Consider the following 15270-nt stretch of genomic DNA (forward strand, 5'->3'; position numbering starts at 1 on the left):
GGAGGGCGGCCGTCATGACCGATCCGATCGCCCGCATCGCTGCCGCGCTTGAACGGCTGAGCCCGCCGCCCGCGCCGATGGCCGATCCGGCTGCGCATCCCGCCTATGGCTGGGACGGTGCGTCGCTGTCGGCGATCGCTGCGTTCCGGCCGTTGCCGCTCGCCCGGCTGGTCGGGGTGAATCGTCAGCGCGATCTGCTGCTCGCCAATCTTCGCCGGCTGGCCGATGGTGCCGCGGCGCAGGATGTGCTGCTCTGGGGTGCGCGCGGCACGGGAAAATCGGCGCTGGTCAAATCCGTCGTCGCCGAACTTCAGGGCACGGGGGCCGATATCGCCATGATCGATGTCGGCGCGGCGCGCATCGCCACCCTGCCCCGGCTGTTCGCGCTGATCGGCGCGGTGCCGCGCGCGTTTGTGCTGTTCATCGACGATCTGGGCTTTGACGCGCCGGGCGAGGGCCGCGCCTTTCGCTCGCTGCTGGAGGGCGGGGCCGCTGCCCGGCCGGACAATGCCCGGCTGGTCGTCACGTCCAACCGCCGCCACCTCGTCCCCCGCGATTTCGCGGCAGAGGCCGATGCGATCAATCCGCGCGACACCGCCGACGATCAGCTTGCGCTGGCCGACCGGTTCGGCCTGTCGCTCGGCTTTCATGCCGTGGATCAGGATCAGTATCTGGCGGTGGTCCATGCCCATGCCGCCGCGCTGGGCCTGGTTGCCGACGATGCCGATGCGATCCGCTGGGCGACGCAGCGCGGCGCGCGGTCGGGCCGGGTCGCGTGGCATTATGTCGTGGATCTGGCCGGGCGGGCCGGGGTGCCGGTCGCCTGAAAATCGGGCGGGATGGCTGGCGGCGGGCGGAACGATCGCCTAGCTAAAGGCAATGACTGAAAGCCAACTGCCAAAGCGCGTGTTTCGCCGCGCTGAAGAAGACGCCGAAACCGCCCGTTGCGGCACCCATACGCCGCAGACGGAGCATCCCTCCTATCGCCTCGCCTTTCAGGACATGGATTTCCTGTTGCGCGAGGATCTGCGCCCCATCCGCTTCCAGCTTGAGCTGCTCAAGCCGCAGCTGGTGATGGACGAGGCAAAGATCGGCTCCACCCTCGTCATCTATGGCTCGGCCCGGATTCCCGAACCGGCCAAGGCGCAGGCGCTGCTCGATCTGGCCAGCGACGATCAGGCGCGGCGCATCGCGGAGCGGCTGGTCGCCAAATCCCGTTATTATGACGAGGCAAAGGCGCTCGCCACCCTGGCCAGCGCCTATCCGGTGGACCCCGACGGCACGCGCCAGTTCGTCGTCTGCTCCGGCGGCGGCCCGTCGATCATGGAAGCGGCCAATCGCGGCGCGTGCGAGGCGGGGGCCGAATCCATCGGCCTTAACATCGTCCTGCCGCATGAACAGGCGCCCAACCCCTATGTGACGCCGGCCTTGTCGATGCAGTTCCACTATTTCGCGCTGCGCAAGATGCACTTCCTGCTGCGCGCGCGCGCCGTCGCGGTGTTCCCCGGCGGATTTGGCACCTTTGACGAGGCGTTCGAGCTGCTGACTCTGATGCAGACCGGCAAGGTCGAGCGGATGCCCGTTCTGTTCTATGGCCGCGAATTCTGGGAACGGGTCATCAATTTCGAGGCTTTGTGCGAAGAAGGCGTGATCTCGCCGCGTGACCTCGACCTGTTCCATTATGTCGAAACGGCGCAGGAAGGATGGGATTACATCCAGGGCTATTATGCGATGCGCGAAAAAATGGCCCAGGCCGCGCAATGACATCGACCGTCCCTGTCATCGCCACGCGTGTGGCGGTGACAGGGAAACGGGATCGCGCTTTACTGGGCGGCGTTGGCCATCGCGTCGGCAGGCGCTGCCTCAGCAGCGGCCGCATCGGCAGCCGGGGCCGCAGCGCCCTCTGCCGGGGCGGCGGGAAGCGGCAGGTTCGACCCCTGCGAATTCAGATAGGCGATGACATTGGCGCGGTCTTCCGGCTTGGACAGGCCGGCAAAGGTCATCTTGGTGCCCTCGGCATATTTGCGCGGGCTCTTCAGCCACTGGTTCATCGAATCGAAGTCCCAGTTGCCGCCAACCGCCTTCAGCGCGTCGGAATAGGCAAAGCCGGCAACCGCCGCATGCGGCTTGCCCAGGATGCCCCACAGATTGGGACCGATGCCGTTGGCACCGCCCTGATTCACCGAATGGCACGCCGCGCACTTCTTGAACACCTCGGCACCCGCGGCAGCATCGGCCGTCTGGAGCAGCGCCGCGATCGGCGGTTCGGCCGCACCGCCGCCGCCGCCGCCACCGGCATCCTCGGCCGCTGCAACCGGATAGCCCTGCTTTTCCGGGGCTTCACCGTGAAAGATCATGCCGCTCGCGATCGACAGGCCCAGCGCAGCCGCGCATCCCGCCAGCACCCAACCCGCGATCGTGTTCGTCTGATTGTCCATGTTCCGTGCGTTGTCCCGCATGAAGAAAATTAGGTCGGCTGATCCCTTACCGACGCAGGTGCAGCACCGCAAGCCGTGGCTTTGCCGCGCCGGCCCGCGATCCGGCCCGCGTCTTGCGCCGGCGGGGGGCGGGGGCTAATCGCGCCGTCGATGCAGCAATTCGCCGCCCCCGCCCGTCCGCTGGTTCAGCGCATGACCGCCGCCGCCCTGGCCGATCCGGCGCGCGCCGTCGCGTTTCAGGGCGCACCCGGCGCGAACAGCCATGTCGCCGCGCTGGAAGCGTTTCCGGATTGCGCGCCGCTGCCCTGTTTCAGCTTTCTGGAGGCGATCGACGCAGTGCGCGACGGGCGCGCGGATTGCGCGATCATCCCCATCGAAAACTCGCTGCACGGCCGCGTTGCCGACATCCATTTCCTGCTCCCCGAATCCGGTCTGGTCATCACCGGCGAACATTTCCTGCCGATCCGCCACGCGCTGCTCGGCCGTGGCCCCGTGGCAGGCGTGCGCCGCGCGATCAGCCATGAACAGGCGCTGGGCCAGTGCCGCCACTGGCTGCGCAGCCACGACATCGAACCGGAAGTCTATGCCGACACCGCCGGGGCGGCCGCGCTGGTCGCGGCATCCGGCGATCCCGCGCTGGCCGCGCTCGCCCCGCCGGGGGCCGCCGCGCTCTATGGGCTTGAGGTGCTGGCCAGCGATATCGCGGATGCCGATCACAACACCACGCGCTTCGTCGTGCTGGCGCGTCAGGCACCGGATGCGCAGCCCGCCGGTCCGCACATGACGACCCTGGTGTTCGAGGTGAAGAACGTGCCCGCCGCGCTGTACAAGGCGATGGGCGGTTTCGCCACCAACGGCGTCAACATGACCAAGCTGGAAAGCTATCAGACCGGGGCCAGCTTTGCCGCCACGCAATTCTATTGCGACATCGAAGGGCGGCCGGGCGATGCCGCCGTCGATCGCGCGCTGGATGAACTGCGTTTCCATTCCAAATGGGTCCGGCTGCTCGGCACCTATACCCAGGCGCGCAAGCGCGGCTGAACCATTGGCGGATGGGCCGCAGCGCCCTATGTCGAACCGATGCTGACGATTGAACAGGCCGTGGCGCAGGCCAGCGCCGCCGTCGATGCCGCCCGCCGCGCGGGCGCCGATGCCGCCGATGCGCTGATCGCCGCCGATACCGCGATCGGCGCGTCAGTGCGCCTTGGCGTGCTGGAGGATGTCGACCGGTCGGAGGGCGCGGAACTTGGCCTGCGCGTCTTTGTCGGCAAGCGGTCGGCCAGCGTTTCGACCAGCGATTTCGGCCCCGATGCGCTGCGCACCATGGCCGAACGCGCCGTGGCAATGGCGCGGCTGGCGCCAGAGGATGACTGGGCCGGCCTTGCGCCGGCAGAGCGGCTGATGCACGGGGATGCCCCGCTGCTCGACCTGGACGATGGCGGCGATGCCGACCCGGCGGTGCTCAAGGACCGCGCGCTTGCGGCAGAGGATGCGGCCCGCGCGGTTTCGGGCGTCACCAACAGCGAAGGGGCGGGGGCCAGCGCCAGCCGCGGGATCACCGCCCTTGCCACCAGTCACGGCTTTGCCGCCGGCTATGCCGCCACCGGCTATTCCGTATCGGCCAGCGTGCTGGCCGCCGACGATGCCGGGATGCACCGCGATTACGCGCATCACACCGCCCGGCACCAATCGATGCTGGAACCACCGGCGCTGGTCGGCGCGCGCGCGGGCGAACGGGCGGTGGCGCGCCGCGCGCCGGTTCGCATCGACAGCGGACCCATGCCGGTGCTGTTCGATCCGCGCGTCGGGTCCAGCCTGATCGGTCATCTGATCGGCGCGATTGCCGGGTCGGCCATTGCCCGGCGCACCAGTTTCCTGATCGACGCGCTGGGCACCGCCATCCTGCCCGCCGGGATCACGATCATGGACGATCCCCATCGCCCGCATGGCCTGCGCTCCCGCCCGTTCGATGGCGAAGGGCTGCCGGTGTCGCCGCTGGCCATCGTCCATCACGGGGTGCTTCAGACATGGCTGATGGATTCCGCCTCCGCCCGTCAACTTGGCCGTGAACCCACCGGCCATGCCACGCGCGGCCTGTCCGGTCCGCCGGGCGTCACGGCCAGCAACGTGCATCTGGAAGGGGGCACCATCCCGCCCGAAACGCTGATCGGCGATGTGCGGCGCGGCATCTATGTCACCGAACTGATCGGTCAGGGGGTGAACGGCATCACCGGCGATTACAGTCGCGGCGCTTCCGGCTTCCTGATCGAGGATGGGCAGATCGGCCCAGCGGTTCAGGAAATCACGATTGCGGGCAATCTGAAACAGATGTTCCTGGCGCTGACCCCGGCGAACGACCTTGAATTTCGCTATGGCATCAACGTCCCCACCCTGCGCATCGACGGGATGACGGTGGCGAGTGGCTGACGGCGGCGGCGATGCCCTGACCCGCGCGGTCGCCGATGCCGTCCGCACGGCCGGCGATCTGGCGCATGATCGCTGGCAGGGCGCATTCAATGCCTGGGAAAAATCGCCGGGCCAGCCGGTATGCGACGTGGATCTTGAGGTGGATGATCATCTCAAGCGGTCGCTGGCGGCAATCGACGGCGATGCCGGATGGCTGTCCGAAGAAACGCTGGACCGGTCCGACCGGCTGATGCGGCGGCGGGTCTGGGTGGTCGATCCGATTGACGGGACCCGCGATTTCATCCGCCGCCGCCCCGGCTGGGCGGTGTCGGTCGCGCTGGTCGAGGGGGAGCAGCCGCTGGTCGCCGCGCTCTATGCCCCGGTCACTGGCCAGTTGTGGCTGGCCCGCGCGGGCCGCGGCACGATGCTGAACGACGTGCCGGTGCGCGCTTCGGATCGCACCGACCTGCCCGGCGCGCGGGTTCCCGCCGACACGCTGCCCAGCGCCGACCGCGATCTGGTCGCGGTGGCAAAGCCGAACAGCATCGCGCTGCGCATCGCGATGGTTGCGGGCGGCGATGCCGATCTGCTCGCCACGATCCGCTGGGGCCATGAATGGGATATCGCCGCCGCCGTTCTGATCGCGCGAGAGGCCGGCGCGCTGGTCACCGATGCGCTGGGGCGGAAATTGCGGTTCAACACGCCCCGCGGTCAGGCGTTCGGCGTCATCGCCGCCGCGCCGGGCATCCATGCCGCTGCAATCGAGCGGCTGCGCGACCGCGCCGTGGAAGCCCTCGGCCGCTGATCAGCGCGGCCACTGATCAGCGTGTCACGCGCGTCACATGGCCCATCTTGCGGCCCGGACGGATCTCCACCTTTCCATACAGGTGCAGGTGCGCGCCCGGCTCTGCCATCAGGTCGGGCCAGCGGCGCGCATCCTCGCCGATCAGGTTTTCCATGGCCACGCCCTGGCCGGTCAGGCCCGTCGGCCCCAGCGGCAGGCCACAGATCGCGCGGACATGGTTTTCGAACTGCGATGTTTCCGCGCCCTCGATCGTCCAGTGCCCGCTATTGTGCACACGCGGCGCCATTTCGTTGAACACCGGCCCGTCCGGCCCGCAAAAGAATTCCAGCGTCAGCACGCCGATATAACCCAGCCGCTCCGCCACCCGTCCGGCCAGCGCCGCCGCCTCGGTCCACTGCGCCGCGACCGGCGCGGGCGCGGGCACGGCGGATGTTGCCAGAATGCCGTCCCGGTGCGTGTTCAGCGGCGGGGGATACCCCTGCACCGCACCATCCGCACCGCGCGCCAGCAGGATCGAAAACTCGTGCTCGAACCGGACAAACCCCTCCAGGATCGCGGGCTGTCCGCCAATCGCCGCCCACGCCGCGTCCGCATCGGCGGGGGACATCAGCCGCGCCTGACCCTTGCCGTCATAGCCGAAGCGGCTGGTCTTCAGGATCGCGGGCGTCCCGATTTCGGCAATCGCCCGGTCCAGCGCCGCGCGATCCACGACAATCCTCCAGGGGGCGGCGCGCCCGCCCAGCGCCTCGACAAATCGCTTTTCCAGCACCCGGTCCTGCGCGGTGCGCAGCGCCTCGACGCCGGGGCGCACGGGCACGCTGTCGGCCAGCGCCGCGATCGGCCCCGCCTCGATATTCTCGAATTCGTACGTGACGACATCCACCGCGCGGGCGAATCCGGCCAGCGCGTCGGCATCGTCATAGGCGGCCTTGGTAAACGCGTTGCAGATGTCGTTGGCCGGGCCGCTGGCGGGCGCGAACACATGCACGCGATAGCCAAGCTGCGCCGCCGCCACGCCCAGCATCCGGCCCAGCTGTCCCGCACCGATGATGCCGATGGTCGATCCGGGTGGAAGCGCGCCGTTCATTGCGGTGCGTCCGCCACGCTGTCGGTCTGCGCCGCGCGCCATGCCTTCAACCGCTCGGCCAGCGCCTCGTCCTGCGTCGCCAGGATCGCTGCGGCCAGCAGGCCGGCATTGGTCGCCCCCGCCTTGCCGATGGCCAGCGTGCCTACCGGAATCCCGCCCGGCATCTGCACGATCGACAACAGGCTATCCATGCCCGACAGCGCCTTGGATTCCACCGGCACGCCCAGCACGGGCAGGTGCGTCATCGCCGCCGCCATGCCGGGCAGGTGCGCCGCCCCGCCCGCGCCGGCCACGATCACCTTCAGTCCCCGGTCGGCGGCGGATTGGGCATAATCGTACAATCGCTGCGGCGTGCGATGCGCGGAAACCACCTTTACCTCGTGCGGCACCGCCAGCGCAGCCAGCGCGTCGGCGGCATGGCGCATCGTTTCCCAATCGGATGTGCTGCCCATGATGATGCCGACCAGCGGCTGGCGATCGGCCATCTGTCTTCCCCTCACCGCGGCAGGAAACGCCTGACTGGCGGCGGGTTAGCCGGGCTTCCGGCCAAGAGCAACGGGGATTGGCCCGGCCTGTGGCCCCAACCCGCAAAAACCCAGGTCGAACAGGGTTAATGTCCCGCACCTACGGGACATGACGGCGGCGCCCGCATCCGCTAAGCGCACCCTGTTTCCAGCGAGAAACCGGCCGGCACTACGGATCGGCACTGCGGCACCCTGTCGCCATCCATCAGGACGAGAGCATTGAAACTTATGCACGCGCATGGCGCGGGCGAGGTGGGTCAGCCCATTTCGACCCCGGCCGAGGTCTATCAGTTCCGCCGCTGGCGCGATGCCCATGCGCCCGGCGGCTATTTCGGTGAGCCCGGCTGGGATATCCTGCTGCGGCTGTCGATCGCGCGCGAACAGGCGACGCCGATGACCGCGGCACAGGTGCGCGACGAAATCGCCGTGCCGGAGGGTGCCTTTGCGCTGGTGCTCGACCGGCTGGTCGATGACGGCATGATCGCCCTGGTCACGGGCGGAGAGGGCGCGCCGCGGATCGAGCTGACCGATCGCGCGCTTCAGTTCATCGATTCGGTGTTCAATTTCCTGCGGCCCGCAGCGTCACCCGCCACGGCCTGAACCCACGCTTCACGCAGGTCGCCGGACGGTCCCCTTCCATCCCCCTGGGGATCGTCCGTTCGTCCCCCGTCATCCCGGCGCTTCCTCCCTTGCCGGGATGACGGTTCGGGGCCGCCGCCGATCAGCGTTCGCTCAGATAATAGCGATCCGTCGCGCCTAGCGCGTCGTCGAGTTCATAGACGATCGGCTGTCCCGTCGGGATTTCCAGCGCCGCGATATCCGCATCCGAAATGCCGGACAGGTGCTTGACCAGCGCGCGCAGCGAATTGCCATGCGCCGAAATCACCACCCGCTTGCCCGCGCGCAGTTCCGGCGCGATCACCTGTTCCCAATAAGGCAGGACACGGGCGATCGTGTCCTTCAGGCTTTCGGTCGACGGAATGGCGATCCCGGCATAACGGCGGTCGGTGCCCAGGTCGAACGCGCTGCCAGCCTCCATCGGCGGGGGCGGCACGTCGAAACTGCGCCGCCACACATGGACCTGTTCCTCGCCGTGGCGCGCCGCCGTCTCCGCCTTGTTCAGCCCGGTCAGGCCGCCATAATGCCGCTCGTTCAGCCGCCAGTCCTTGACCACCGGCAGCCACAGCCGGCCCATCTCCTCCAGCGCGAGATTCAGCGTCTTGATCGCGCGCGTCTGCATGCTGGTGAACGCCAGGTCGAAATCGAACCCCTTGTCGGCCAGCATCCGCCCGGCCGCCTTTGCCTCCTCGATCCCCTGCTCGGTCAAGTTGACGTCCCACCATCCGGTGAACCGGTTTTCCAGGTTCCAGGCGGACTGGCCGTGGCGGATCAGGACGAGGCTGGGCATGGGCTTCCTTTCGGGAATGATTGGGTTTCGCCGTGCCGCTAGCCTAGATCGCGCGGGTGAGAAAGCGGCTGAACGGGTCGCCATCCCGATAATCGCCGAATGCGCCGCACGGTTCGAACCCATGGGCCGCATACATCGCCAATGCGGGGGCAAAGGGCGCGGTGCTGCCCGTCTCCAGGCTCAGCTGCGTCATGCCCATCGCCCGCGCCGTCGCGATCAGGTGTTCCAGCATCGCCCGCCCAACCCCCTGACCCAGAAACGCCTCGGCCACCCGCATCGACTTCAGCTCGCCATGCCCGGCATCCAGCCGCTTCAGCGCGCCGATCCCGGCCAACCGGTCGCCGATCCAGGCGGAAAAGAACCGCACTTCCGGCTGTTTCAGGCCGGACAGGTCCAGGAAATGACAACTGCCGGGCGGGGACGCGGCCAGCATCCCCTCTGCGTGAACCCTCAGCAGGGCAATGACCGCCGGATCGTCCAGCTCGCCCTCCCGGATCGCCAGAGCCGTCGCCGGTGTCACAACCCGTCGACGAACCCCGCCAGCGTGTCCAGGCACGCATGGGCCAGCGCCTTGCAGCGATCGGGCGACCAGCCATATTCCGGGTCCGGCGACGGGTCATGATCCTTGAACGGCATTTCCAGCGTCATCGCCACCGCGCCGAACCGTTCGGCCAGCTGATTGGTCGACATGGACAGGTTGGCCCGGCCGGGCTTTGCCTTTTCATATCCCCGCTCGGTCTGGAACAGCGGCGTATTGGCGGCCAGCGCTCGGCCATAAGCGTAATATTTCTCGCCCTGCGCGTCGGTCCAGCTCGGGATCCCCTCGAACCCGGCCAGGAAATTGGCCGGAATCGCCTCGTCGCCATGCACGTCCATCGCAAAATCGACGCCGGTTTCGTCCATCGCATTGCGCACGCAGAGCACTTCGGGGCTGCGCTCCGGCGTCGGCGCGTGCCATTCGCGGTTCAGATTGACGCCAGCCGCATTGGTTCGCAAATGGCCACGGCGTGAACCATCCGGGTTCATGTTCGGCACGATGTGGAACGTCGCCTTGTCGCGCAGGGCGCGCGCCTGCACATCCGACGGATCGGTCAGCTTTTCCAGCGCGCCTTCCATCCACCATTCCGCCATGCTCTCGCCCGGATGCTGGCGGGCATAGAGCCACACCTGTTTCGGCCCGGTGCCCAGCGTCAGGCAATCGATCGCCTGTCCGTCCAGCGTGGTGCCCAATTCGCGGTGCTGAACCCCCGGCATCGCCGCCATGCGCGCGATCAGGTCCTGATGCCGCTCCATCGAATAGGGCGCGAAATAGGCGAACCAGGCGACGTCGCTGTCAAAACTGTGGGTAAAGGACAGGACGCCATCGGCATAGTCCGTCGGTGCCAGCCGCCAGTGCGCCCGGTCGGTGCTGACCCGCGTACGATAGCCGGGCCAGCCAAAGGCATAGGCCGCGTTGCCCGCGTTCAGGATGCGGAACGTCAGCGTCCGCCCCTTTGCCCCCGCCACGCGGAAATGAAACCATTGATAGAATTCCGACAGATGATCCGCCCGGATGGTCAGGTCCACCCGGTCGCCCTCGATCATGGTCAGGTCGATATTGCCGCTGTCGAACGCGGCGTTGATGGAAATGCTCATCGGATCGTCGTCGTGATGCCTGATTCGCCGGGGAATCGCGCGAACAGGCCATCGGCCAGCCGCTGCGCGACCGCCGCCGGTTCGCCGGCCGGGGTGCCGTTTACCGTCTCGCCCTCGGCCCGGCCTTCCCAGATGGTGGTGCTGTCCGACCGCTGGCGGATCTGCACGCTCAGCTGCGTTGCCGAAATCTGCCGCGTCCGGCCGCCCAGGCCCAGATTGAGGCCGCCGCCAACCGCGCCGCCCATGCCGCCCGAAACGCCGCCCAGGCCGATCGACACCGGCGACTGGCTGCGCACCGAACCCGCCGCCGCGCGGCTGAACGACACGGCGACGACGTACCGGCTGCTGGCCGCCTGTCCGTCCGGCAGGATGGTAAAGCCCAGATCGCCCAGCTCCGCCGCAACCGCATCCAGATAGGCGCGATAGGCCAAGCTCGGCTCGCCGCCGCTGGTCACTGCCTCGATCGCCACCGTGCCCGGCTCGATCGGCGTGTTCAGATGATATCGGATCGCGCTCGCCGGCGGCAGCGACGGGGTGGTGGCACACGCGCCCAGCATCAGCGCGGCGCTCAGCGCCAGCAGGGGGCGGGAAACGGCATTTTGCGGCATGGGTAACCTGTTCCCTCTTGATACGCGGGCGGCCATCGCGGCGCCCGGCGGCACCATGCCTTAACGCCTCGGGCCGCGCCAGTGTCCATCCCCGCCGGTTTTGGCCCGCTTTGGCCCTGCATCCCTTGACTTGATGCCCCCCCTCGATTAGGCGAGCGCCTCTTTCCGGGCCCAAATCCGGAACCCCTGTTCATTCTGGATTGCAAGGTCAGCCGGTCATGAAGATCGTCAATTCTCTGAAGTCGCTCAAGGATCGCCACCGGGACAACCGCGTGATCCGCCGTCGCGGCCGCATCTACGTCATCAACAAGACCCAGGCCCGCTTCAAGGCCCGCCAGGGCTAAAGGCCGGTCATGGCACACGCGTCTGCCGTCATTTTCGATGTCGGCAACGTGCTGTACCATTGGCACCCGCGTAACCTCTACCGGCGCCTGATCGACGATGATCAGGCGCTCGAGGCGTTTGTGCGCGATGTCGTGAATGAAGAATGGCATTTTCAGCATGACGCCGGGCGCAGCTTTGCCGAAACCGCGGTCGAACTGACCGAACGCTTTCCGCAGCACGCCGATCTGATCGCCGCCTGGGGGCCGCGCTTCAACGAAAGCCTGTCCGGCCCGGTCGACGGAATGCTGGATATCGTGCGCGAACTGGACGCAGCCGGCGTGCCGCTGTTCGCGATCACCAATTTCTCCGCCGAGTTTTTCCCGCCGTTCCGCGATACCCAGGCAGAGATTTTCGACCGGTTCCGCGACATCGTGGTGTCGGGCGAGGAACGGTTGGTCAAACCCGATCCGGCGATCTACCGCCTCGCGCTCGACCGGTTCGGCCTGACGCCGCAGCAGGCGGTGTTCGTGGACGACAACCCGGCCAACATCGCAGCCTCCAGCGCGATGGGCATCGATTCGGTGCTGTTCACCACTGCGCCCGCCTTCCGCGCGCATCTGGTTCAGGTCGGCCTGCTCGCCTGACGTCCACCGCCCGCGGGGGCAGCGGGGGGGATCATCGCCTGAGCCCGCTCACCGCGGGACTTGCCGGCCGATCATCCCCCGATGCCGCGTTCAGGCGCCGTGATATCCCTTCAGCTCGTCGCCGGTGATGCGCACGACATGGACCAGGTTGGTCGACCCCGGCGTTCCGAACGGCACGCCCGCGCATACGACGACGCGGTCGCCCGCCTGGGCAATGCCGTGGCGCAGCGCCATGCGCTTTGCCTTGGCCACCATTTCCTCGAAACTGGCGACATCCTTGGTCTGCACGGCGTGCACGCCCCACAACAGGCCCAGCCGCCGGGCGGTTTCCTGTTTCGGGGTCAGCACCATGACCGGGACGGACGGCCGCTCGCGCGCCATGCGCCGTGCGGTCGAACCGGAAATGGTGAAACAGATGATCGCCTTTGCACTGGTCGTCTGGGCGATGTTCTTCGCCGCCTCGGCCAGCGCGTCGGCGGTGGTGGGATCGGGGGTGGTGACGGTGAAATGCACGCGGTCGCCATGCGCCGGGTCGCGCTCGACCGCCTGGGCGATGGCATCCATCATCGCCACCGATTCGACGGGCCAGGCACCGGCGGCGCTTTCCGCCGACAGCATGATCGCGTCCGCCCCGTCGTAAACGGCGGTGGCGACGTCCGACACTTCGGCGCGGGTCGGCGTCGGCGCGGTGATCATCGATTCCAGCATCTGCGTCGCCACGATGACCGGGCGGCCCATGCGCCGGGCGGTCTCCACGATCCGCTTCTGCATCGGCGGCACGGTTTCGGGTGGCAGCTCGACGCCCAGGTCGCCGCGGGCCACCATCACGCCGTCGCACTGTTCCACAATCTCGTCCAGCCGCGCCACCGCGCTCGGCTTTTCGATCTTGGCCAGCAGCGCGGCGCGCCCCTGGATCAGCCGGCGCGCCTCGGCCAGATCGTCCGGCCGCTGGACAAAGCTGAGCGCGATCCAGTCGACACCCTGTTCGACGGCAAAGGCCAGATCGCTGCGGTCCTTGTCGGTCAGCGCCGCCATCGGCAGCACCACGTCGGGGACGTTCAGCCCCTTGGAATTGGACAGCGGCCCGCCGACCTGCACTTCGGTGACGATGCGGGTTTCGTCATGTTCCAGCACGCGCAGCCGCAGCTTGCCGTCATCCAACAACAGGTGCGCACCCGTTTCGATCGCCTGGAAAATCTCGCGGTGGGGCAATTCCACCCGGGTCGAATCGCCCGGCTCTGCCGACCGGTCCAGCACGAACCGCTGCCCGGTTTCCAGGATGACGCGACCGTCGGTGAACTTGCCGACGCGCAGCTTCGGGCCCTGCAGGTCGGCCAGGATCGTAGTCGGCCGGCCGAACTGCTTTTCCAGGCTGCGGATCGCCTCGATCAACGGGATCTTCGATGCCTGATCGCCGTGACTCATGTTGACGCGGAACGCATCGGCGCCTGCTGCGTAGAGTCTGGCAATCATTTCCGGCGTGCTGCTTGCCGGGCCCAGGGTCGCCAACACGCGGACCTTACGCGAACGGGGGCTGATGGCCATGGTCATGGAACTGGATAATCCTTGGCTTGTGCTGCCGTGGCTCTAACTCATATTCGATCTGGATCAACAGGAGGGATGACAATGACGACGCTTGCCGATCTGGATGATGCGGTTGCGGCGGCGGCATTCCGGCGGCTGGTCCGCCATCTGCGCCACCGCACGGATGCCGAGAATATCGAGCTGATGGGCCTTGCCGGCTTTTGCCGCAACTGCCTGGCCGACTGGGTTCAGGAGGCGTCCGAGAATACGAATACGCCGCTGGACCGGGACGCCGCCCGGCACCTCATCTACGGAATGCCCGCCGCCGAATGGAAGGCAAGGCATCAGGGCGATGCCACCCCGGAACAGCTGGAACGGATGCGCCTGTCCATGCTGAAGAACCCGGTGCCGGAGGCTGAGGCCGCGCTGGACGATGCGCTTGCCGACACCTTTCCGGCCAGCGATCCGACCGCGCTTCAGGATCCGTCGCGCTAATCCCTTTCCTTGCCCGCCGGCCGCGTTAGGCTGGCGGCAACAAGGAACAAGGGGATTGCCATGAACCGTCTGATCGCCGCTGCCCTGCTGCTGGGCCCAGCCGCTGCCGTTGCGCAAGGGGCACCCTCGCCGGCCACCTTCATCCATGCCGGCCGCGTCATCGCCGAACCGGGCAAGGCGCCGCTTGGCCCCACCACGATCATCGTGCGCGATGGCAAGGTGGCGGAACTGCGCGATGGCCATGTCGCGCCCGATTCGGGGGCCAGCGTCATCGACCTTCGCGACAAGACGGTGCTGCCCGGCCTGATCGACCTCCACGTCCATCTCTGGGGCTTTCGCGGCGATCCCATCCAGACGCGGGCGACGGCGATCAACCGCGATGTCTCCGACGACCTCATCTATGCCGCCGCCAATGCGAAGAAAACGCTGTCGGCCGGTTTCACCACCGTCCGCGACCTTGGCGGCAATCCGCGCGGCATCCGCGCCCTGCGCGACGGGATTGCGCGCGGCGACATTGCCGGCCCGGCGATCGTCAATGCCGGTACGATGATCTCGGTCACCGGCGGCCATGGCGACGGCGCGAACGGGGTGCGGGAGGATATCGCCGATATGATCAAGGATACGCAGGTCAATGTCTGCGACGGGGTCGACGATTGCCGCCGCGCCGTCCGGCAACAGGTTGGCCTTGGCGCACAGGTGATCAAGTTCGCGGCAACCGGCGGCGTCCTGTCCAACGTGTCGGGCGGGCTGGGCCGCGCCATGCAGCCGGAGGAGATGCGCGCGATCATCGATACCGCCCATGCCCTGGGCCGCCGCGTCGCTGCACACAGCCATGCGGCCGAAGGAACGCGTGCGGCGGTCGAGGCGGGCGTGGACACCATCGATCATGGCACGTTCCTGGATGACGAAACGATCCGCCTGATGAAGGCAAAGGGCACCTGGCTCGTCCCCACCATGATGGCCCCGCGTGCCGCGCTGGCGCAGGCGCGGGGCGGCCAGCTGCCCCCCGCGACGATCCCCAAGGCAGAGGAGGCCGCCGCCGCCGCCATCGAAAGCCATCGCCGGGCCATCGCCTCCGGCGTCAAGGTCGCGTTCGGCACCGACACCGGCGTTTCGCCGCATGGCGACAATGCACAGGAATTCGCCCTGATGGTCGAGGCGGGGATGACCCCGGCCCAGGCGATTCGCGCCGCCACGGTCAGCGCCGCCGAAGTGCTGGGCCAGTCGGCCGTGATCGGCACCATCGCGCCGGGCAAGCAGGCGGATCTGATCGCGGTCGACGGCGATCCGCTGGCTGACGTCAAACGCCTTGAAACCGTCGCTTTCGTGATGGCCGACGGGGTTGTCCACAAGGATTGAGGGCAGCGCCGAC

Annotated in this window: 18 protein-coding genes; 10 read left to right on the forward strand and 8 right to left on the reverse strand. The window is 67.8% G+C overall.

The features are described 5' to 3' along the window. Window positions 1-14 precede the first annotated feature (14 nt). Window positions 15-827, forward strand: coding sequence for an ATP-binding protein (locus tag NYR55_RS08780; RefSeq protein ID WP_260020865.1), 813 nt, complete (start codon window positions 15-17; stop codon window positions 825-827). 52 nt (window positions 828-879) lie between these two features. Next, window positions 880-1764, forward strand: coding sequence for an LOG family protein (locus NYR55_RS08785; protein ID WP_260020866.1), 885 nt, complete (start codon window positions 880-882; stop codon window positions 1762-1764). A 59-nt stretch (window positions 1765-1823) separates the two neighbouring features. Here the strand turns inward: NYR55_RS08785 and NYR55_RS08790 are convergent, their stop codons facing one another. Further along, window positions 1824-2438, reverse strand: a complete 615-nt coding sequence (locus NYR55_RS08790) for a cytochrome c family protein (protein WP_260020867.1) — start codon at window positions 2436-2438, stop codon at window positions 1824-1826. 150 nt (window positions 2439-2588) lie between these two features. Here NYR55_RS08790 and NYR55_RS08795 point away from each other — a divergent pair, with 150 nt between their 5' ends. The 3 genes from NYR55_RS08795 to NYR55_RS08805 are packed head-to-tail and all read left to right on the forward strand — an operon-like array spanning window position 2589 to window position 5649. Next, window positions 2589-3479, forward strand: a complete 891-nt coding sequence (locus tag NYR55_RS08795; protein WP_260020868.1) for a prephenate dehydratase — start codon at window positions 2589-2591, stop codon at window positions 3477-3479. 39 nt (window positions 3480-3518) lie between these two features. After that, window positions 3519-4865 carry a metallopeptidase TldD-related protein gene (locus NYR55_RS08800; protein ID WP_260020869.1) on the forward strand — a complete coding sequence of 449 codons (1347 nt, stop codon included), beginning with the start codon at window positions 3519-3521 and terminating at the stop codon, window positions 4863-4865. Continuing rightward, window positions 4858-5649, forward strand: coding sequence for a 3'(2'),5'-bisphosphate nucleotidase CysQ (locus NYR55_RS08805; protein WP_260020871.1), 792 nt, complete (start codon window positions 4858-4860; stop codon window positions 5647-5649). Before NYR55_RS08800 ends, NYR55_RS08805 begins: the two co-directional genes overlap by 8 nt. 16 nt (window positions 5650-5665) lie before the next feature. Here NYR55_RS08805 and NYR55_RS08810 read toward each other — a convergent pair whose 3' ends face one another. Both NYR55_RS08810 and purE read right to left on the reverse strand, forming a co-directional pair. Then, a complete protein-coding gene (locus tag NYR55_RS08810; RefSeq protein WP_260020873.1) occupies window positions 5666-6736 on the reverse strand; it encodes a 5-(carboxyamino)imidazole ribonucleotide synthase in 1071 nt (356 codons plus the stop codon). Further along, complete coding sequence (gene purE, locus NYR55_RS08815) at window positions 6733-7221, reverse strand: 5-(carboxyamino)imidazole ribonucleotide mutase (protein WP_260020874.1); 489 nt, start codon at window positions 7219-7221, stop codon at window positions 6733-6735. The genes NYR55_RS08810 and purE overlap by 4 nt, the downstream gene beginning before the upstream one ends. A 258-nt stretch (window positions 7222-7479) precedes the next feature. Between purE and NYR55_RS08820 the strand changes: the two genes are divergently transcribed. After that, window positions 7480-7860 (forward strand): hypothetical protein, encoded by a 381-nt coding sequence (locus NYR55_RS08820; RefSeq protein WP_260020875.1) that lies wholly within the window; start codon window positions 7480-7482, stop codon window positions 7858-7860. Window positions 7861-7981: 121 nt separating this feature from the next. Here NYR55_RS08820 and gpmA read toward each other — a convergent pair whose 3' ends face one another. From gpmA to NYR55_RS08840, 4 genes are read right to left on the reverse strand one after another with little or no spacing between them, the layout of a single operon-like run. Beyond that, a complete protein-coding gene (gpmA, locus tag NYR55_RS08825; RefSeq protein ID WP_260020876.1) occupies window positions 7982-8668 on the reverse strand; it encodes a 2,3-diphosphoglycerate-dependent phosphoglycerate mutase in 687 nt (228 codons plus the stop codon). 43 nt (window positions 8669-8711) lie between these two features. Next, window positions 8712-9188: a GNAT family N-acetyltransferase gene (locus NYR55_RS08830; RefSeq protein ID WP_260020877.1), complete on the reverse strand. Its 477-nt coding sequence runs from the start codon at window positions 9186-9188 to the stop codon at window positions 8712-8714. Next, entirely contained in the window at window positions 9185-10303 is a 1119-nt protein-coding gene (locus NYR55_RS08835; protein ID WP_260020878.1) for a M14-type cytosolic carboxypeptidase, read from the reverse strand. Before NYR55_RS08835 ends, NYR55_RS08830 begins: the two co-directional genes overlap by 4 nt. Further along, a complete protein-coding gene (locus tag NYR55_RS08840) occupies window positions 10300-10911 on the reverse strand; it encodes a DUF4136 domain-containing protein (RefSeq protein ID WP_260020879.1) in 612 nt (203 codons plus the stop codon). Before NYR55_RS08840 ends, NYR55_RS08835 begins: the two co-directional genes overlap by 4 nt. 218 nt (window positions 10912-11129) lie before the next feature. On the opposite strand from NYR55_RS08840, the gene ykgO reads away from it, so the two are divergent. Both ykgO and NYR55_RS08850 read left to right on the forward strand, forming a co-directional pair. Beyond that, entirely contained in the window at window positions 11130-11255 is a 126-nt protein-coding gene (ykgO, locus tag NYR55_RS08845; RefSeq protein ID WP_260020881.1) for a type B 50S ribosomal protein L36, read from the forward strand. A gap of 9 nt (window positions 11256-11264) precedes the next feature. After that, window positions 11265-11879: an HAD family phosphatase gene (locus NYR55_RS08850; RefSeq protein ID WP_260020883.1), complete on the forward strand. Its 615-nt coding sequence runs from the start codon at window positions 11265-11267 to the stop codon at window positions 11877-11879. 90 nt (window positions 11880-11969) lie between these two features. On the opposite strand, the gene pyk is transcribed toward NYR55_RS08850, so the two are convergent. Then, window positions 11970-13430 (reverse strand): pyruvate kinase, encoded by a 1461-nt coding sequence (pyk, locus tag NYR55_RS08855; protein ID WP_260020885.1) that lies wholly within the window; start codon window positions 13428-13430, stop codon window positions 11970-11972. 75 nt (window positions 13431-13505) lie between these two features. Here pyk and NYR55_RS08860 point away from each other — a divergent pair, with 75 nt between their 5' ends. Beyond that, window positions 13506-13898 carry a DUF1244 domain-containing protein gene (locus tag NYR55_RS08860; RefSeq protein WP_260020887.1) on the forward strand — a complete coding sequence of 131 codons (393 nt, stop codon included), beginning with the start codon at window positions 13506-13508 and terminating at the stop codon, window positions 13896-13898. Between the two features lie 60 nt (window positions 13899-13958). Continuing rightward, on the forward strand, window positions 13959-15257 hold the full coding sequence (locus tag NYR55_RS08865) for an amidohydrolase family protein (protein WP_260020889.1): 1299 nt from the start codon (window positions 13959-13961) through the stop codon (window positions 15255-15257). Window positions 15258-15270 lie beyond the last annotated feature (13 nt).

This window comes from Sphingomonas sp. BGYR3, from assembly GCF_025153455.1.
Lineage (GTDB): Bacteria > Pseudomonadota > Alphaproteobacteria > Sphingomonadales > Sphingomonadaceae > Sphingomonas.